Source organism: Halorubrum sp. DM2, from assembly GCF_901686465.1.
Taxonomy (GTDB): Archaea; Halobacteriota; Halobacteria; order Halobacteriales; family Haloferacaceae; genus Halorubrum.
Map to the genome: position 1 here is coordinate 3,040,282 of NZ_LR594487.1, position 16,226 is coordinate 3,056,507.

At 70.0% G+C, this 16,226-nt stretch carries 15 protein-coding genes; 6 read left to right on the forward strand and 9 right to left on the reverse strand.

Going from position 1 to position 16,226, the window contains the following annotated elements:
• The first annotated feature begins 34 nt into the window (after window positions 1-34).
• Entirely contained in the window at window positions 35-1,006 is a 972-nt protein-coding gene (locus QOL69_RS15295; protein WP_283403861.1) for a phosphoadenosine phosphosulfate reductase family protein, read from the forward strand.
• 66 nt (window positions 1,007-1,072) lie between these two features.
• Here QOL69_RS15295 and QOL69_RS15300 read toward each other — a convergent pair whose 3' ends face one another.
• Entirely contained in the window at window positions 1,073-2,341 is a 1,269-nt protein-coding gene (locus QOL69_RS15300) for a saccharopine dehydrogenase family protein (RefSeq protein ID WP_283403862.1), read from the reverse strand.
• Between the two features lie 150 nt (window positions 2,342-2,491).
• On the opposite strand from QOL69_RS15300, the gene QOL69_RS15305 reads away from it, so the two are divergent.
• Together QOL69_RS15305 and QOL69_RS15310 are read left to right on the forward strand one after the other, a co-directional pair.
• Window positions 2,492-2,755, forward strand: a complete 264-nt coding sequence (locus tag QOL69_RS15305; protein WP_283403863.1) for a hypothetical protein — start codon at window positions 2,492-2,494, stop codon at window positions 2,753-2,755.
• Entirely contained in the window at window positions 2,748-2,957 is a 210-nt protein-coding gene (locus QOL69_RS15310) for a hypothetical protein (RefSeq protein WP_283403864.1), read from the forward strand. Before QOL69_RS15305 ends, QOL69_RS15310 begins: the two co-directional genes overlap by 8 nt.
• An 18-nt stretch (window positions 2,958-2,975) precedes the next feature.
• Here the strand turns inward: QOL69_RS15310 and QOL69_RS15315 are convergent, their stop codons facing one another.
• The 6 genes from QOL69_RS15315 to QOL69_RS15340 form a co-directional block, all read right to left on the reverse strand.
• Window positions 2,976-3,962: a GDP-mannose 4,6-dehydratase gene (locus QOL69_RS15315; protein ID WP_283403865.1), complete on the reverse strand. Its 987-nt coding sequence runs from the start codon at window positions 3,960-3,962 to the stop codon at window positions 2,976-2,978.
• A 94-nt stretch (window positions 3,963-4,056) separates the two neighbouring features.
• Window positions 4,057-5,061, reverse strand: a complete 1,005-nt coding sequence (locus QOL69_RS15320) for a Gfo/Idh/MocA family protein (RefSeq protein ID WP_048077273.1) — start codon at window positions 5,059-5,061, stop codon at window positions 4,057-4,059.
• The gene (locus QOL69_RS15325) at window positions 5,058-6,173 is read right to left on the reverse strand and encodes a DegT/DnrJ/EryC1/StrS family aminotransferase (protein WP_283403866.1); all 1,116 of its coding nucleotides are present in this window, start codon (window positions 6,171-6,173) and stop codon (window positions 5,058-5,060) included. Before QOL69_RS15325 ends, QOL69_RS15320 begins: the two co-directional genes overlap by 4 nt.
• Window positions 6,174-6,293: 120 nt before the next feature.
• Window positions 6,294-7,595, reverse strand: coding sequence for a nucleotide sugar dehydrogenase (locus QOL69_RS15330; protein WP_283403867.1), 1,302 nt, complete (start codon window positions 7,593-7,595; stop codon window positions 6,294-6,296).
• Complete coding sequence (wecB, locus tag QOL69_RS15335; RefSeq protein ID WP_283403868.1) at window positions 7,592-8,704, reverse strand: non-hydrolyzing UDP-N-acetylglucosamine 2-epimerase; 1,113 nt, start codon at window positions 8,702-8,704, stop codon at window positions 7,592-7,594. The genes QOL69_RS15330 and wecB overlap by 4 nt, the downstream gene beginning before the upstream one ends.
• A gap of 234 nt (window positions 8,705-8,938) precedes the next feature.
• Window positions 8,939-10,768 (reverse strand): methyltransferase domain-containing protein, encoded by a 1,830-nt coding sequence (locus QOL69_RS15340; RefSeq protein WP_283403869.1) that lies wholly within the window; start codon window positions 10,766-10,768, stop codon window positions 8,939-8,941.
• 113 nt (window positions 10,769-10,881) lie between these two features.
• Here QOL69_RS15340 and QOL69_RS15345 point away from each other — a divergent pair, with 113 nt between their 5' ends.
• Together QOL69_RS15345 and QOL69_RS15350 are read left to right on the forward strand one after the other, a co-directional pair.
• Complete coding sequence (locus QOL69_RS15345) at window positions 10,882-11,673, forward strand: methionyl-tRNA formyltransferase (RefSeq protein ID WP_283403870.1); 792 nt, start codon at window positions 10,882-10,884, stop codon at window positions 11,671-11,673.
• A gap of 59 nt (window positions 11,674-11,732) precedes the next feature.
• Window positions 11,733-12,536, forward strand: a complete 804-nt coding sequence (locus tag QOL69_RS15350; RefSeq protein ID WP_283403871.1) for a ParB N-terminal domain-containing protein — start codon at window positions 11,733-11,735, stop codon at window positions 12,534-12,536.
• Window positions 12,537-12,585: 49 nt separating this feature from the next.
• Here the strand turns inward: QOL69_RS15350 and QOL69_RS15355 are convergent, their stop codons facing one another.
• Window positions 12,586-13,815: a glycosyltransferase family 4 protein gene (locus tag QOL69_RS15355; RefSeq protein WP_283403872.1), complete on the reverse strand. Its 1,230-nt coding sequence runs from the start codon at window positions 13,813-13,815 to the stop codon at window positions 12,586-12,588.
• Between the two features lie 216 nt (window positions 13,816-14,031).
• Between QOL69_RS15355 and QOL69_RS15360 the strand changes: the two genes are divergently transcribed.
• On the forward strand, window positions 14,032-15,150 hold the full coding sequence (locus tag QOL69_RS15360) for a glycosyltransferase family 2 protein (RefSeq protein WP_283403873.1): 1,119 nt from the start codon (window positions 14,032-14,034) through the stop codon (window positions 15,148-15,150).
• 100 nt (window positions 15,151-15,250) lie between these two features.
• Here the strand turns inward: QOL69_RS15360 and QOL69_RS15365 are convergent, their stop codons facing one another.
• On the reverse strand, window positions 15,251-16,150 hold the full coding sequence (locus tag QOL69_RS15365; protein WP_283403874.1) for a glycosyltransferase family 2 protein: 900 nt from the start codon (window positions 16,148-16,150) through the stop codon (window positions 15,251-15,253).
• Window positions 16,151-16,226: the final 76 nt, after the last annotated feature.

Consider the following 16,226-nt stretch of genomic DNA (forward strand, 5'->3'; position numbering starts at 1 on the left):
GGCCTATTGACCCCGACGGCGACACCTCTGGCGTATGAGCGAGGACTTCCCGGCGAGCGTCGACGTCGATTACGCCGACGGCGAGGGCGAGGACCCCGAGGACTACCCGTCGATCCAGCACAAAATCGAGAAGGCGGTCGAGGTCACCCGCCGCGGACTCGAACAGTACGACAATCCGGCGGTGATGTGGACCGGCGGCAAAGACTCCACGCTAACGCTGTACTTCATCAATCAGGTCGCCGAGGAGTACGGCTACGAGAAGCCGACCGCCGTCTTCATCGACCACTTCCAGCACTTCGATTCGATCACCGACTTCGTCGAACACTGGGCCGACGAGTGGAACATCGACCTGGTGTACGCCCGCAACGACGACGTGGGCGCGTACGTCGACGAACACGGCTTAGAGCCGGGCGACGACATTCCTGTTTCGGAACTCTCCGAGCACAACCAGCATCACATCCGCGACATCTTAGAGTTCGAGGAGGACACGTTCCCGTTCCTGTTGGACACGTACGTGGGCAACCACCTGCTGAAGACGGTCGCGCTCAACGACGCGTTAGAAGAGTACGACATCGACGGCGTCATCTCGGGGGTCCGCTGGGACGAACAGGAGGCTCGCGCCGACGAGACGTTCTTCTCGCCGCGTCACGACCCCGACCTGTTCCCGCCGCACGACCGCATCCAGCCCATCCTCCAGTTCGCCGAGGCCGACGTGTGGGACGCGTTCTGGAACTTCGTGGTACCCGACACGGTCGAGGCGTTCCCCGACGAGGGCTACGTCCCGCAGGCCGACGACGACCTCCCCGAGGGCGTCACCCAAGAAGACGTGCCCATCTCGCCGAAGTACTTCGCCGGCTTCCGCTCGCTCGGCAGCGAAGTGAGTACTGATAAGACGACCGAAGAGCCTGCGTGGCTCCAAGACCTCGAAGGAACGACCGAACGCGCCGGCCGCGCCCAGGACAAAGAAGACCTGATGGAGCGCCTGCGCGACCTCGGCTACATGTGATCGCCACCGGGAACTGAACTCCACCGACCGTTTTTTCGCGACTCGCTTCCGATCCGTGTCCAACCCTCAGCGTCCGCTCTCGGCTGCCTCGCCGACCGACGCGGTGAAGCCGACCTCACGGAGTCGCTCCGCGAGCGGGAGCCCGATGCCCGACGCCGGCGTCAACACGCCGCCGTCGAACGGGGAGTCGACGTCGCCGCGCGCCAGACACGTCGCCGACTCGCCGAGCATGCGCGCGGTCGCGCCGTAGCCGGGGTCCCGGTCGGCACCGAACTCGGCCGCGACGGTGAAGGGACCGTCCGCGGCCGTGCCGCGTCCGAGGACCCGTATCTCGAAGCTCCCGGCCTCGGCCTCCTCCCTCGTCGGTCCCTCGCCGGGGTCGGGGAAGACGTACCGGCGGAGCGCCGAGCGCATCGGGCCGACGGACATGGCGGCGGTGAACGCGCCGAGACCGCCGGCGACGAGTCCGGCGACCGCCGCGCCCCGAACCCCCTTCCCGGTCGGAACGACCTCGGTACACCGGAACTCGCGACCCCACGGGTAACCGAGCAGCGCGTTGCTGCGCCGCACCACGCGCTCGTTCACCGCGGCCATCGGCGACGGGGCCGTCCACCCGCCGCCCAGCGGGTCCCTCCTGGGCCACCGCTGTGCGCCCGGATCGACGCCGCTCCGCTCGCCGGCCGGTGCCAGCGAGTAGGGGTTCCGAAGCGTCTCCCGGGCGAGCGGATCGGTCGCGGCCGCCTCGAACAGCTCGCCGAAGCTCGCCAGCGTACCGCCGCTCACGCTCCCGCTGCCCCCGTTGAGATAGATCCGGACCGTCTCGCAGGGCGCGCCGAACGTCTCCGCCGCGAACGACTGGACGAGCAGGGTTCCGATGTCGGCGGGCACGGAGTCGAATCCGCAGCCGTTGACGATCCGGGCACCGGAGTCGACCGCCGCCTCGTGGAACCGGTCGATGGTCTCGCGGGTCCAGTTCACCTCGCCGGTGAGATCGCAGTAGTCCGTCCCGGACTCGACGCACGCCTCGACCAGCGGCGAGCCGTACGTCGTGTACGGCCCGACCGTCGTACAGACGACTCGCGCGTCGCGAGCCATCGCGCGCAGGCTCTCCGGGTCCGTCGCGTCGCCCACGACGACGGGCACGTCGTCCCACGCGTCGCTGCGACGGGTGAGGTCGCCGACGAGCGCGTCGAGCTTCTCTCGGTTCCGTCCGCCGACGGCTATAGAGAGGTCCTCCGGCGCGTACCGCTCGGTGAGGTACTCGGCCGTGAACCGCCCGGCGACTCCGGTCGCTCCCCACACCACGACGTCGTATGTCGGATCGGCGTCGGTCATCCGGCGTTCGTACGCGGCGGCGGCCGGTAAACTTCCGGGGTGGCGGGCCCCTTCGGTCGGACGACCGGGCGCGACGCGGCGGCGGTCACGCGGCGTCGCGGAAACCGCGTGACGCGCTACCTCTTTACATCACCGGCCGCTATGAGGGGTATGGCCGTTGGCACTCGGTTGTCACTACAGCTCGCCGACTTCGGAACCCGATCGCTCGTGACCCACAGCCTCATGGCGGTGGGGTTCGTCGGCGCGGTCGTCTCGGGGATCTTCGTCGAGGGACAGCTCGGTACCATCTCGATGGCGGCGTTCATCAACTTCACCGCCGGCCTGTGGATCTCGCAGTCGATCCACTCGCTCGGTAACGCCGCCACCGACGACGAGTACGAAGGCGTCCTCAAGGAGATCTTAAACCGTGTCTAGTGAGCCCGGAATCGACGTCGGCCGGCTCGGGCGGACGCTCGTCCTGATCGGGTTCGTGACGACGGTGTTCCTGTTCCTCATCGCGAACCGGCTGTCCGGTGACACCTTCCGGATCGGTGCCGTGGCGATCGGGACCGTCGCGCTGATCACCGCCATCATCGGCTTCATCATCGCGGCCGGCAGCGCGGTTGAGGGGCACTGAGCGGTACGTTCTGTACCGTCAGGAGGTGCGCACCAACGGTTCGTACCATTCTCGGTTCGCGTCGTACCAATCGATGAACTCGTTGACGCCCGCCTCGATCGACCGCGAGGGCTCGTACCCGATCCGTTCGGCCGCCTTCTCGACGGACGCGTGGGTGTGCTCGGCGTCCGCCTCGCGGGCGGGTTCGTACCGGATCGGCAGCTCCGGCGCGATCTCGTCGCGGACGACCTCGGCCAGCTCCCGGATCGAGATGTTGTCCGAGCTGCCGACGTTCAACACCTCGCCGTCGGCCGACCCGTCGGTCAACAGCGTCCGGTTCGCGTCCACCACGTCGGAGACGTAGGTGAAGTCCCGCGTCTGCTCGCCGTCCCCGTAGATCACCGGCGACTCGCCGTTGTAACACCGCGAGACGAAGTTGGATATCGCCATGTTCGGTCGCATTCGCGGGCCGTACACGGTGAAGTACCGCAGCGCTACGGTCGGCAGTCCGTGGAGCTCCGTGTAGACCCGGGCCACGTGTTCCTGCGCGAGCTTCGTCACGCCGTAGGGACTCACCGGCTCGGTCGGGTGGTCTTCGGTGTACGGCAGCGACTCCGGCTTCCCGTACACCGACGAGGAACTCGCGAGGATCACGCGGTCCACGTCGGCCGCCGTGGCGGCCTCCAGCAGCGTCACCGTCCCGCCGACGTTGACGTCTGTCACCTTCCGCGGCTCGGCGACGCTGGTGCGCACGCCCGCCTGCGCCGCCTGGTGGACGACGGCGTCCGCGTCGGCGACGACCTCGCGGACCGCCTCCGCGTCGCGGACGTCGCCGTCGCGGAACGCGTAGGTGCCGTCGGTCTCGCTCGCGACCTCGCGGTGGATGTCGAGAGTGTGCTCTTTGAGACGCGGGTCGTAGAACGACGCGAGGTTGTCGAAGACGGTGACGTCGTGGCCGTCGCGGAGGAACGCCGTCGCGAGGTGGCCGCCGATGAACCCGGCACCGCCCGTCACGACGACGTGCATCGGGTGACCCTCCGTGTCGGGGACAGCGGAGTCGCTTCCGTGAGCGCGGGGATCGCGACGTGACGAGGGGGCGAGGACGCGTTCATGAGGGGGGTCACGTCGGTGGGTCCGGCCCGTCCATCTCGATCTCGATCGCTCGTCCGGTGTCGGCCGACCGTTGCGCCGCCTCAAGGATCTCGACGGCGGCGACGCCCACGCGACCGGACGCGCGCGGAGTCGCGCCGGTCCGACAGGCTTCGAGGAACGATTCGACCTCCAGACGGAGCGGTTCGGCGGCGGGCGCTTCGTACCGCCGAACCGACTCCTCGCGGGTCGGGATCTCGGCGTCCGCCGCCACCGTGTTCTCGTACAGTTCCACGACGGTGTCCTCGAGGTAATCGACGTACCCGGTCGCCTCCGAGCCGGCGACGACGAGGTCTCTGCGCTTGCCGAACGCCGGGACTCGCCACGAGACGTCGATCGTCGCCGTCGTCGATCCGTACGTCAGGGTGAGCGTGGCCGTCTCGTCGACGGCCGCCGTCTCCGCCTCGTTCACCGCACAGAACACGCTGTCCGGCCACTCCCCGAGCAGGTACGTGTAGATGTCGACGTCGTGGACGGCGAGCGAGAAGAGGGTCCCCGCCGTCTCGCGCGGCTGCCGGAACGAGTACCGACTGGTCGAGAGGTACTCCGCTCGCCCGAGTTCCCCCCGTCTGAGGCGGTCCCTGAGCTCGTTCAGTCCGGGATGATATCGGAAGATGTGCCCGGTCGCGAGCGTCCGCCCCTCCTCGTCGGCGGCCGCGACGATCGCGCGGGCGTCCGCGCCGGTGAGCGCGAGCGGTTTCTCGACGAGGAGATCGACGCCGGCTCGCAGGAGGTCGACCGCGATACCCCGGTGCGTCGGTGACGGCGTCGCGACCACCGCCGCGTCGACGCGTCCGCTCAGGTCCGCGTGATCGGTGACGTACTCGAGGTCGTACGTCCCGGCGAGGTCGGCGACTCGCTCCTCGTCGAGGTCACACAGGACGACGTCGTCGACGACGCCGGCGTCTCGCAGTTCGGCCCCGACGCGGGCGTGATTGCTCCCCCAGTACCCGGTCCCGACGACGCCGAGGTTCACGCTGCCGCCCCCTCGAAGTAGCGTTCGACCGCCGTACAGACTCGGTCGACCTCCTCGTCGGTGATCCGCGGGTGTATCGGCAGCGAGACGATGCGTCGACAGACGGACTCGGTGGCCGGCAGCGAGCGCTCGCCGAGCCGTTCGACGACCGGGTCGTGGTCGTAGGCGGGGGTCGGGTAGTGGATGCCGGTCTCGATCCCGGCGTCGCCGAGGTGTTCGCGGAGCGGGTCGCGGTCCGCGGCCGGCACTCGGATCACGTAGAGGTGATACACGTGTTCCGCGCCGGGCGGTTCGGTCGGCGTCTCCACTCGGTCGAGGTCCGCGAGACGCGCCGAGTACCGTCGCGCGGCGGTCGCCCGTCCCTCGTTCCAGTCGTCGATGCGGTCGAGCTGTTCGAGGCCCACCGCGGCGTGGACCTCGCTCATCCGGTGGTTCAGCCCGAGCACGCGGTGGCGGCCGTCCGCGTCGCGGCCGTGGTTCCTGTGACGGCGCGCGCGACGCGCCACGTCGGGGTCGTCGGTGACGAGCATCCCGCCGTCGCCCGCGACGGTCATGTTCTTGGTCGGGTAGAAGCTGAACGCGCCGGCGGTCCCGGCCGTTCCGGCAGTGAACCCGTCGCGGGTCGCGAAGTGGGCCTGGCAGGCGTCCTCGATGACGGCCGCGTCGTGTTCGGCCGCGAGTTCTCGGATCCGACGCACGTCGGCCATACACCCGTAGAGGTGGACCGGCAGGATCGCCGCCGGATCGGACGCGGCGTCCAGCGCTTCGGAAAGGGCCGCGACGTCCATCCCGTAGGTCTCCGGGTCGACGTCGACGAAGACCGGCGTCGCGCCCACGGAGAGGACCGGGCTCACCGTGGCGAAGAAGGTGTGCCCGGGGACGAACACCTCGTCGCCCGCACCGATACCGGCCCCCTTCAGCGCGAGCAGGATCGCGGCGGTGCCGCTGTCGACCGCGACGGCGTGGTCGACCCCGCAGGCCGCCGCGAACCGGTCCTCGAACCGCTCGACGACCGGCCCCTTCACGTACCGACCGCTGTGGAGGACCTCCGCGACTCGGTCGACGATCGCCTCGTCCATCTGGATGTCGGTGAACGGGACCGGCTCTGGCATGTGATCGGATCCCTCGGGAGATCGGGCATTGTAATGCGTCGTGTACCGGTCCGGTCGGACGCGTGTCGCCGTCGATACCACGTCGAACCGCGGGTAAGCACCGCATAAGACGCGCTCGCGTCAGATCCGTCTGACCGTGAATCCGGCCGCTTCCCAGTCCGGCACGGACAACACCGCCCGGGTGTCGACGACGGACGACCCGGCCATCGCGTCGCGGACGCGCTCGGGGTCGAGATCGGTGAACGCCTCGTGACCGGTGACGACGACCGCCGCGTCGGCGTCCGCCACCGCCCGGTCGAAGTCGACCAGCCCCAACGACTCGTCGTCGACGTGCGGGTCGTGGAGTCGCACGTCGATACCGCCTCCCGACGACCCCGCGCCGCCGTCCGTCGGGGCGGCCCGCTCCTCCTCGACCGCGTCCCGCAGGGCGGCGGCCACGGCGAGCGCGGGGCTCCGACGGGTGTCACCGACGCCGCGCTTGTACGCGACGCCGAGCAGCGCGATCCGTCGGCCCGCGAGCGACCCGAGTTCGGCTTCGAGGAGCTCGACGACGTGGTCGGACATGCCGTCGTTGACCGCCCGCGCCACCGGCACGAGACGCAACGAGTCCGAGTCGTAGCCCAGGAACCACGGGTCGACCGGAAGGCAGTGGCCGCCGACGCCCGGGCCGGGGTGGTGGACGTCGACCCGCGGGTGAACGTTCGCCAACTCCCTGACGCGCCGCGAGTCGACCCCGTAGTCCCGGCTGACGAGCGCCAACTCGTTCGCTAGGGCGATGTTCACGTCGCGGAACGTGTTCTGTGTCAGCTTCACGACCTCGGCCGTGGTCGCGTCGGCCGCGGTGTAGATCTCGCCCTCAACGAACGACTCGTAGAGCCGGACGGCGGCCTCCGTCGAGACGCCGTTGACGCCGCCCACGATGCGGTCGTTCCGCTTGAGCTCCGTGATGATGTTTCCGGGGAGCACCGTCTCGGGGCAGTACACGAGCGCGAAGTCCGTGCCCGCGGACAGCCCCGATCGCTCCAGAACGGGACGGAGCACGTCGACGGTCGTCGTCGGGGGGACGGTCGACTCGAGAACGACGGTGTCGCCGGTCCTGAGGTGGGGAGCGATCGCGTCGGCGGCGGCTCGAACGTACTGGAGGTCCGGCACGCCGGCCCCTCGGTCGTAGGGCGTCGGGACCGCGATGACGTGGTACTTCGCCTCGTCGACCTCGTGGGCGACCGTCAGCTTGCCCGACTCCAGCGCCTGCGTGACGAAGGCTCGGAGGCCGGGCTCCTCGATGTGGAGACCGCCGCCCCGGAGACACTCGACGACCGCGTCGTCGGTGTCGTACCCCGTCACGTCGTGCCCGTAGTTGGCGAACATCGCCGCCGTCGGCAGTCCGACGTAGCCCAAGCCGTGGACGAACACCGTGCTCATCGCGACGCCTCCGGCTCCGCGGTCGGTCGGCCACACAGGGCGTCGAGAACGCGCTCGGCCGCCGAGCCGTCGCCGAACGGGTTCGGCCACTCGGCGGTGTCCGCTTTCAGTGCCCGGACCCCGTTGCGTATAGCCCTCGGGTCGGTGCCGACCAGCGTGTTCGCGCCGACCTCGACGGTCTCGGGGCGCTCGGTGTTCTCGCGCAGCGTCAGGCAGGGGACGCCGAGGACGCAGGCCTCCTCTTGGACCCCGCCCGAATCGGTCATGACGAACCGCGCCGCGTCTTCGAGCCTGAGGAAATCGAGGTACTCCTGCGGCTCGACCGTCCGGACGCGCTCGGGCAACGAGTCGAGATCGGCGATCTGCCGTTCGGCGCGCGGATGGACGGGGTACACGACGTCGAGGTCCGACTCGGCCGCGGCGGCGGCGACGCCGTCGAGCAGGCGCGCGAACCGGTCGGGGTCGTCGACGTTCCGCGGCCGGTGGGCCGTCAGGAGCGCGAACTCGCCGGCGGCGAGCCCGAGGTCGTCGAGGACACGGCTCCGGGTCCGGGCGATGTCCAGATGCCGTCTGAGGGCGTCGACGACGGTGTTCCCCGTGATGAACACCCGGTCCGCGTCGGTCCCCTCCCTGCGGAGGTGCGTCGCCGCGGTCGCCGTCGGGGCGAACAGGTAGTCCGCGACGCGGTCGGCGACCACGCGGTTCGTCTCTTCGGGCATCTCGCGGTCGAAGCTGCGCAGTCCGGCCTCGACGTGACCGAGTTCGACCGGTAGCTTGGCGGCGGCGAGCGCCCCGGCCAGCGCCGAGTTCGTGTCTCCTTGGACCAAGACGACGTCCGGGTCGACGGTCCGGAGCACGCCGTCGAGTCCGGCGAGCATCTCGCCGGTCTGCTCGCCGTGCGTCCCCGATCCCACGCCGAGATGGTGGTCCGGGGCCGGCAGTCCCAGCTGGTCGAAGAAGGTGCCGTCCAGTCGCTCCGAGTAGTGTTGCCCGGTGTGTACGAGGGTGTACGGGTGACCGCTTCGCTCACAGGCCCGGACGACCGGGGCGAGTTTGACGATCTCGGGGCGGGTGCCGAGTACGATCGCGAGGTGCGGTGTCGTCGTCATCGGTTCACCCGAACGACGCGGCCGTCTTCACCGACCGGCCGGCGTCCAGGGGGGCCGATCGGCTGCCGTCCGGAGGAGCCGACCGGCTGCCGTCCGGAGGAGCCGACCGGCTGCCGTCCGGAGAGATCGGTCGGGAGGCGCTGGCGGTCGTCGGTTTCCGGCGAGCCACCGGACGTGTCTGTGTCGCTCATCGGTGGTCGGATCACGTGATCCGGTCTCCACAGCTACGCATAGTTAGCCGGCGTCTACTCGGACGCGGCCGGGTGTCTCCGTGGCCGGGTCGAGCGGTCCGTCCAGCAGGGCGACGAGTGCCATCACCAGTGCGCCGACCTCGTATGCGCCCTTGAACTGCTGTTCGGGCACGTCCGTGCGACCGTCGAACGTCACGAACCGCATCGGAACCCCGAGTCCGCTGTGGGCGGTGAGATCGACTCCCAAGTCGTTCGCGTCGTAGATCCAGTCCATCGCCCGCCGGACGGCCGTCGCGTACGACCGGTCGCCGCCGGCCGCGCGGTAGTGAGCGACGGCGGTGACGAAGAAGGACTGGTGACACGAGAACAGCAGCCGCCACTGGGGCGGGCTCGCCCCCCCGTCGCCGACGCGGTCGCGTGCCGCGAACGCGGCGCGCTCGCGCGCCGAGGGCCCCATCCAGCGGAACGCGCCGTCGTCGCGCATCCGCTCGTCGACGGCGTCCGTCAGCACCCGCTCCGCGTTCTCGAGGTAGCTCGTCCGGCCGGTCACTTCGACGGCGCGACAGAGCCCCCACAGCGCGTACATCTGGTTCTGATGGCGTCGAGTCGTTGGGTTGTCGAACGAGAAGCGACCGCTCGCGGTCTGCCGGTCGACGACCGCCCACATCGCGTCGTCGATGGCCTCGCGCACGCGGTCGGTCGGGAAGTGCTCGTACAGCCGTGCCCAGCCGTAGAGCAGGAGGCAGTCCTCGGCGTGGTCGAAGTCGGCGTCGCGGGCGGTCTCAAATAGTCGCTCGGCGGCCGGTCGATAGGTGTGCTCGTCGAACATGGTCCCCGCGAGCGCGAACGCGTCGGTCAGCGGGCCGACGCCGTAGCTCGGCATCGCCGACTCGATCGTTCCGTCCTCCAGACGGGCGAGGAAGTACGAGAGCGCGCGTTCGATCCGCGAGTCGTGGGCGGTCGTGCCGAGCGCCGAGGCCCGCCACTGCATCGCGCCCATCAGGGCGAACGGGGCGTACCGCCACTCCACGTCGTCTTCCGGCGTCCACCGGAAGCCGGCACCGACGCCGTCCTCGTCGAACTCGTAGCGGAGCGCCCGCTGAAACGTGCCCTCCCGCTCGTTCCAGAAGCCGTTCTCGTCGGTCGGGCGGAACAGGCAGTCGAGCGCGGCGTCGAGCGAGTCGGCGAACGGCATCGGCCGGAGTCCGAAGACCAGATACGACGCGGCGTCGAGCCAGTCCGTCGCCCCGAGCGCGGTCGTGGCCGTCCGGGCCGCGTCGACGAACTGGTCCTGATAGCGGTCCGGAAGCTCGTTGATCAGACCGTGAAGCCGGTAGGGGTACTGGAAGATCGGCTCGCGGTCGGCGACGCGCCACGTCGGCGACACCAGCTCAGTCGCCTCCTCGGGCGTGAAATACCGGAGTTTCGGCCAGTTGTGCCGCTCGTACGGCGACCGCTCGGTCGGCACCGAGACGACGGCCAGCCCGTCCCGGGAGACGACGCGACCGAGCTCGGCGGACAGCGCCGCCGTGTCGAGGAACTTCCAGTCGAACGGACCGATCGACACGGCCCCGTCGAAGGCGTCGTCGGGGAAGGGCAGCCGCGGCGACTCCGGGTCGGTGTGTTCGTACCGTTCCACGTCGTCGTCGAGGACCGAGCGCGCCCGGTCGCTCGCGGCCGGCGAAAAGTCCAGTCGCGTCACCTCGGCCGCGTCGACACCGGCGGTCACGTTCGCCTCGGAGGCGACGTCGAGCACGCGCTCGCGCCGTCCGAGGAGGTCCCACGCCGCCAGTCGCTCGGCGTCCCGGAGGTACTGGACGTTGGGAGGTGCCGACGGTTGGACGACCCACTTCGCTAAGAGCTCCTCGCGCATGCCCTGCGTTCCCGACAGTCGGATGGTAAGTATGTGTCCCCTTCCGACGGCGGTCGCCTCCGAGACCGGCGAAGGACGGGGATAACAATAGTCGGCCCGGCCGCGGAACGCCCATGGTATCGGTCGCGTTCTTCGGGAGTCATCCCCTCGGAATCGAGTGTCTCGACCGGCTCCACGCACACTCCGACATCGACGTCGAACTCGTCGTCACCTACCCGCCGGACGAGACGCACTGGTGGGACGGCTCCGTCCGCGACAGGGCCGCGGCGCTCGGCTACCGGACGCTTCCCCTCGCGGACGAGCGGGACGTGCTGAACGTCCCCGTCGACTACCTGCTCAGCGTCTACTACCCGAACATTTTGGACGCGGAACTCCTCGATCACCCCCGCGAGGCCGCGCTCAACCTCCACCAGGCGGAGCTCCCGCGCTACCGGGGATCGAACGTCTTCACGCACTCGATCCTGAACGCGCGGCGAGACGACCACTGGCGACACGGGACGACGCTCCACGTCATGGTCGAGGCGGTCGACGAGGGGCCGATCGTCGAGCGCCGGTTCGTCGACATCACCGAAGCGGACACGGCCCGGTCGCTGTACGAGAAGACCCGCGCGGCGTCCGTCGCGCTCTTCGAGGAGGTGCTCCCGGCGATCGTTTCGGGGGACGTTCACGAGCGCGCGACGCCTCAGCGAGAGTTCGACGGGGCGCGCTACTTCCATGCGAAGTCGAGTCTCGACGGGCGCAAGGAGATCCCGGTCGATCGACTCGCCGATCCGGACGCGGCGACCGAAGTATACGACTTGGTTCGCGCCCTCGAATTCCCGCCGTTCGAGCCGGCCTACACGACGATCGGGGACGAACGGGTACACCTGACGACGGGGGAGTACGAACGGTTTCGAACGGAGTGACGGGCTCGGAAAGGGCGTAGTCGGCCGCTACTTTTGCGTGTCCCCACGGACGCCGTCGTATGGACTACCGCCGGCTCTCTCGGTTCGCACGGACGGCGAGCGACGCCGGGCGGGCCGGCCTGTCGGAGCTCGGAACGCGACTCCGGGTCCGGACCCGCCACGCGGCGTTGCGGGCCCGATACGGCCCCGGAGCGCCAGAGCCGTACGCCACCGTTTCGGTCGATCCGGCGGCCGTCGAGTACCTCCTCACGCCGCGGTTCTACGACGAGTGGCTCGGTCGGCGCGGGACGTACGTCGTCGGCGGCGACTGGGACCGGCGGTATCGGTCGCCGTCGTCGACGTATCCGAGCACGACCGCCCTCGGGTTCGAAGCGCCGACGCTCGCGCGGTTCGAGAACTACACGCTCTTCCGCTCGATCCGGGCGCACTTCACCGAGGGGACGCCGTGGAGGGAGACGGACATCTATCGGTACCGCGCCGGGCGTCCGCGGTACGGCACCGGAGCGGAGGTGTTGGAGGACCTGCGGGCGACGGACGACCTGTACGAGGCCGTCGAACGCGACGGGTACCGGCGGCAGTCGGCGCTCGGCGAGGACGGCCCGGGCGACGCGCCGCCGGCGTTCGACGAGGTCAGGGTCGACATCGGTCGGGACGGGGCGGTGATCTTCGACGACGGTCGCCACCGGCTCTCGGTGGCAAAACTGCTCGATCTCCCGCAGATTCCGGTCAGGGTCGTCGCGCGTCACCCGCGCTGGCAGCGTCTCCGGACCGAGGTGGCGAGGGCCGCCGACCCGTCGGCGCTGAGCGACGCCGCGCGTCGGCACCTCGATCACCCGGACCTCGCCGAGTTCCGTCCGCTCTGACCGGCCCGACGGCTCGGCAGCGCTGATCGACTCGACGAGTGGGTCGGCGTCACTCCGCCGACAGCACCTGCTCGTACGCGTCTCGCAGCCGGGCGGCGTCGCGCTCCCAGTTGTGCTCCACCTCGACGGCCCGGCGGCCGTTGGCACCGAGTCGCCCCCGCTCGTCCGGGTCGGCGCGGAGCGCCCGGTACGCCGCCGCGAACGCGCTCGGATCCCCGGCGGCGACGACGCGTCCGGCCTCGGTCTCGTCGACGACCCGCTTCAGCGGAGCGACGTCCGAGACCACGACCGGTCTCGCCATCGCCATGTACTGGTAGAGCTTGTGCGGCAGGGTCGTCTCGGTGTGGGGCGTCCGGTCGTGCGGAACGAGACAGACGTCGCACGCGGCCATGTAAGCCGGCACGTCGTCGAAGGGAACGCGACCGGCGAAGGTCACGCGGTCCTCGACGCCGAGGTCCGCGGCGAGTTCGCGGAGCCGCCTCCCGACGGGACAGTCATGGTCGCCGACGAGGAGGAGACGCACTTCGGGGGGTCCCGACTCGACGGCCGCGATCCCCCGGAGCGCCGTTTCGAGGCCGCGGTGCGGGCCGAACGACCCGACGTAGCCGACGACGAACGAGTCCCCGTCGACGGCGGGTGCCGGGGGCGTCGCGGGGTCGAACGCCTCGACGGAGACCGTGTTGCCGACGACCGTCACGTCGGTCGGGGGGACGGCGCAGTCGCGGACGTAGTGCCGCTCGGCCTCGGCCGCCACGGTGAGCAGTCGGTCGGCCCCCTTCGTCCAGTGGCGTTCGAACCGCTTGTACCGCCACACCGGGAACGCGAGGCGTTCGAGGAAGTCGGGCGGCGACCGCCACCACGCCGGGTCGGAACGTCGCCACTGACGGACCGCTTCCGGGTAGTTCTCGTGGCAGTCGACGACGACGGGAGCGTCGAGGTGGTCACCGACGCGGAGGGCCGTCCCCGCGAGCAGCAGGTCGTGAACGTGTATCACGTCGATCCAGTCGCCGTGTGCGGCGACCGCCGCCGCCCACTCCGGTCTGTACCCCGTCAGCGCGACCGAGAGGTTGCGCCGGAGTCGATCGAGGCCGGTCCGCTCGCCGGTTCGGACGCGCACCACGTCGATGCCGTCGATCGTTTCGCGGTCCGGCCGGTCCGGCTCGGTCGGACACAAAAGGCGCACGTCGTGACCGGACTCGCCGAGGGCGTGCGCCTCTTTGGTCACCCGGATGTCCGGGGGAAACGAGTCCGGAAGGATCATCGCGACGTTGGCGGTCACGGGGTCGCCTCCGCGAGGGTATGGACTGGCGGACCGCGCCGTCGGTCACGGCTCGGTCGAGCGCGAGCGACGGACCCCGGACCGGTTCTCGTCACGACGGCCTCGATGTGGTCGGGTATCGGGGTTTAGTATACACTCGTTAATCCCGCTGTGCGGACCGAACGCCGGGGTAGTCGCTGTGTACTTATCCGCTAATGCGGGGAACGGCCTCGCAGTGTGCCACAAGTCAGTGCGCTGATACCCACGTACAATAGGGCCGAGCACGTCGGCGGTGCGATCCGGACCGTCCTCCGCCAGACGTACGACGACATCGAGGCGGTCGTCGTCGACGACGGCTCGACGGACGAGACGCCGAGCGTGCTCGACCGGTACGCGGACGACCCCCGCGTAGTGGTCCGGACCAACGAGCGCAACCGCGGTATCGCGGGGAGTTTCAACCGCGCCGCGGCGGCCGCCGACGGCGATCTCCTGTGTATCCTCGGCGACGACGACCGGTGGCATCCGGAGAAGGTCCGCAGACAGGTCGACCGGATGAACGCGCTCGACGACGAGTACGCCGTGGTGTACACCGGCGGCGTCGCCACCTCGGTCGAGAGCGGCGACATCGTCACCGAGTTCCGTCCCGACCGGCGCGGCGACATCTACCCCGGCGTTCTCCGGACCTTCTCGCTGAACCCGCACTCGAGTCACATGATCCGGCGGTCCTGTTTCGAGGCCGTCGGCGGCTTCGACACCGAGTTCCCGCACGGCGTCGACTGGGAGATGAACATCCGGCTGGCGCGCCGGTACAAGTTCGACTACGTCGCCGAGCCGCTCGTGAATCGGCGCATCCACGACACGAACGTCTCGCAGTCGGCCGAGTCACAGGCTCGGCTGTACGGGTGGATCTACGACAAGTTCGCCGAGCAGTACCGCCGACACCCCGAGGCCAGTCGGGAGATACGCACGAGACACCACCGGCTCAGCGCCCACGCCGCGATGCGACGCGGCGACAGAGCGGGAGCGGTCGTCCACTGTGCGAAGGCGCTCCGGCTCTCGCGGTCCTGGCTCGTGCTCGCGCTGCTCGTCACGATGCTGGCCGGCGCGCGGAGCTACCGAGCGCGAGAGCGGGCGTACGAACGACTCGCCGGACTCGCGGACCGGTTCGCGGGCGACGGGGACGCGTCCGGCGGGCGCAACGAGATCGATCCGACCGACGGCGACGGGATCGGTCCCGTGGGGGACGGCGGCACCGGCCACGATACGGACGAGTTCGACCGACTCGCGCGACGCTGGTGGGAGGGAGGACGCTCCGGCGTCGGGACGGGCGGCGCGGCGTACTCGCCGGGGCGGTGACCCGCGGTCTCGTTCGCGGCCCGAGCACGGACGGCCGCTCGTCGAGTTCACGCCCGGAGGCCGGTCGGTACGCGGATATCATCGTCGCGGATGCCGCGTGTCAGGACAGTCGACCGTACGCGGCTCCGGCGAGTCGCAGCCCGGGACGGCCGAGCGAAGACGCGACCGCCCTGCCGCCGGTCGTCGCGTCCCGACCGTACCAGGCCGCGCGGGCGTACGAGGCGGTCGCGGCGGGCGACCAGACGGCGTCTTCGAGCAGCTTCTCCGCGCGGAACCGATGGGTCTTCGCGAGCGCCTCCTCCCTGAGCGACGGGTGCTCGTCGTAGAGGGCCTCGTACTCGCGGACGATCTCGAGGCGTCCGTGGAAGACGCCCATCGACTTGCCCCGCGAGTCCGGGATCACGCCGCGCACGACGAGCGGCTCGTCGAGGAACTCGAACTCGGTCAGGCGCGCCAGCTCGAGCATGCGCCCGAAGTCGTCGGCACCGGGGCGGTTCTTCCACGGGAGCGTGGCTTCGACGACCTCGCGGTCGGCCAGCATCGTCGTCGTCTGACACGGGTAGAGGTCGAACGAGAGGGCCGCGTCGAGGACGTCGCCGCGGACGGCCGGGTCCGGTCGCACCGTGCCGCCGTCCTCGAACTCCATCCCGCAGTAGGCGACGCCGGCGTCGGGGGCGTTCTCCAACAGCGCCACCTGCCGTTCGAGCTTCCGCGGGTGAAGTCGGTCGTCGTCGTCGAGGTACTGGAGGTACGTCCCCGACGTTCGCCGGGTCCCGACGGTCCGTGCGACGTTCGAGCCGCGGTTCTCGTCGAATCCCAGATACGGGACGTCGTACGCCTCGGCGACCGGTTCGGCGTGTCGCTCGCCGGAGTCGTCGACGACCAACACCTCGATCGGTTCGTACGTCTGGGCGCGGACGCTCTCGATGGCCGCTGCGAGCCTGTCGTTCCGGTAGTGGGTCGGGATGACGACCGACACGAGCGGGGCGGGACGAGACATCGTAATCGTCCATCAGAAACCCGCCCGGACACATCAGTACCCGCTCCATACCGGGCGTCTCCCCGACCGTGACCGA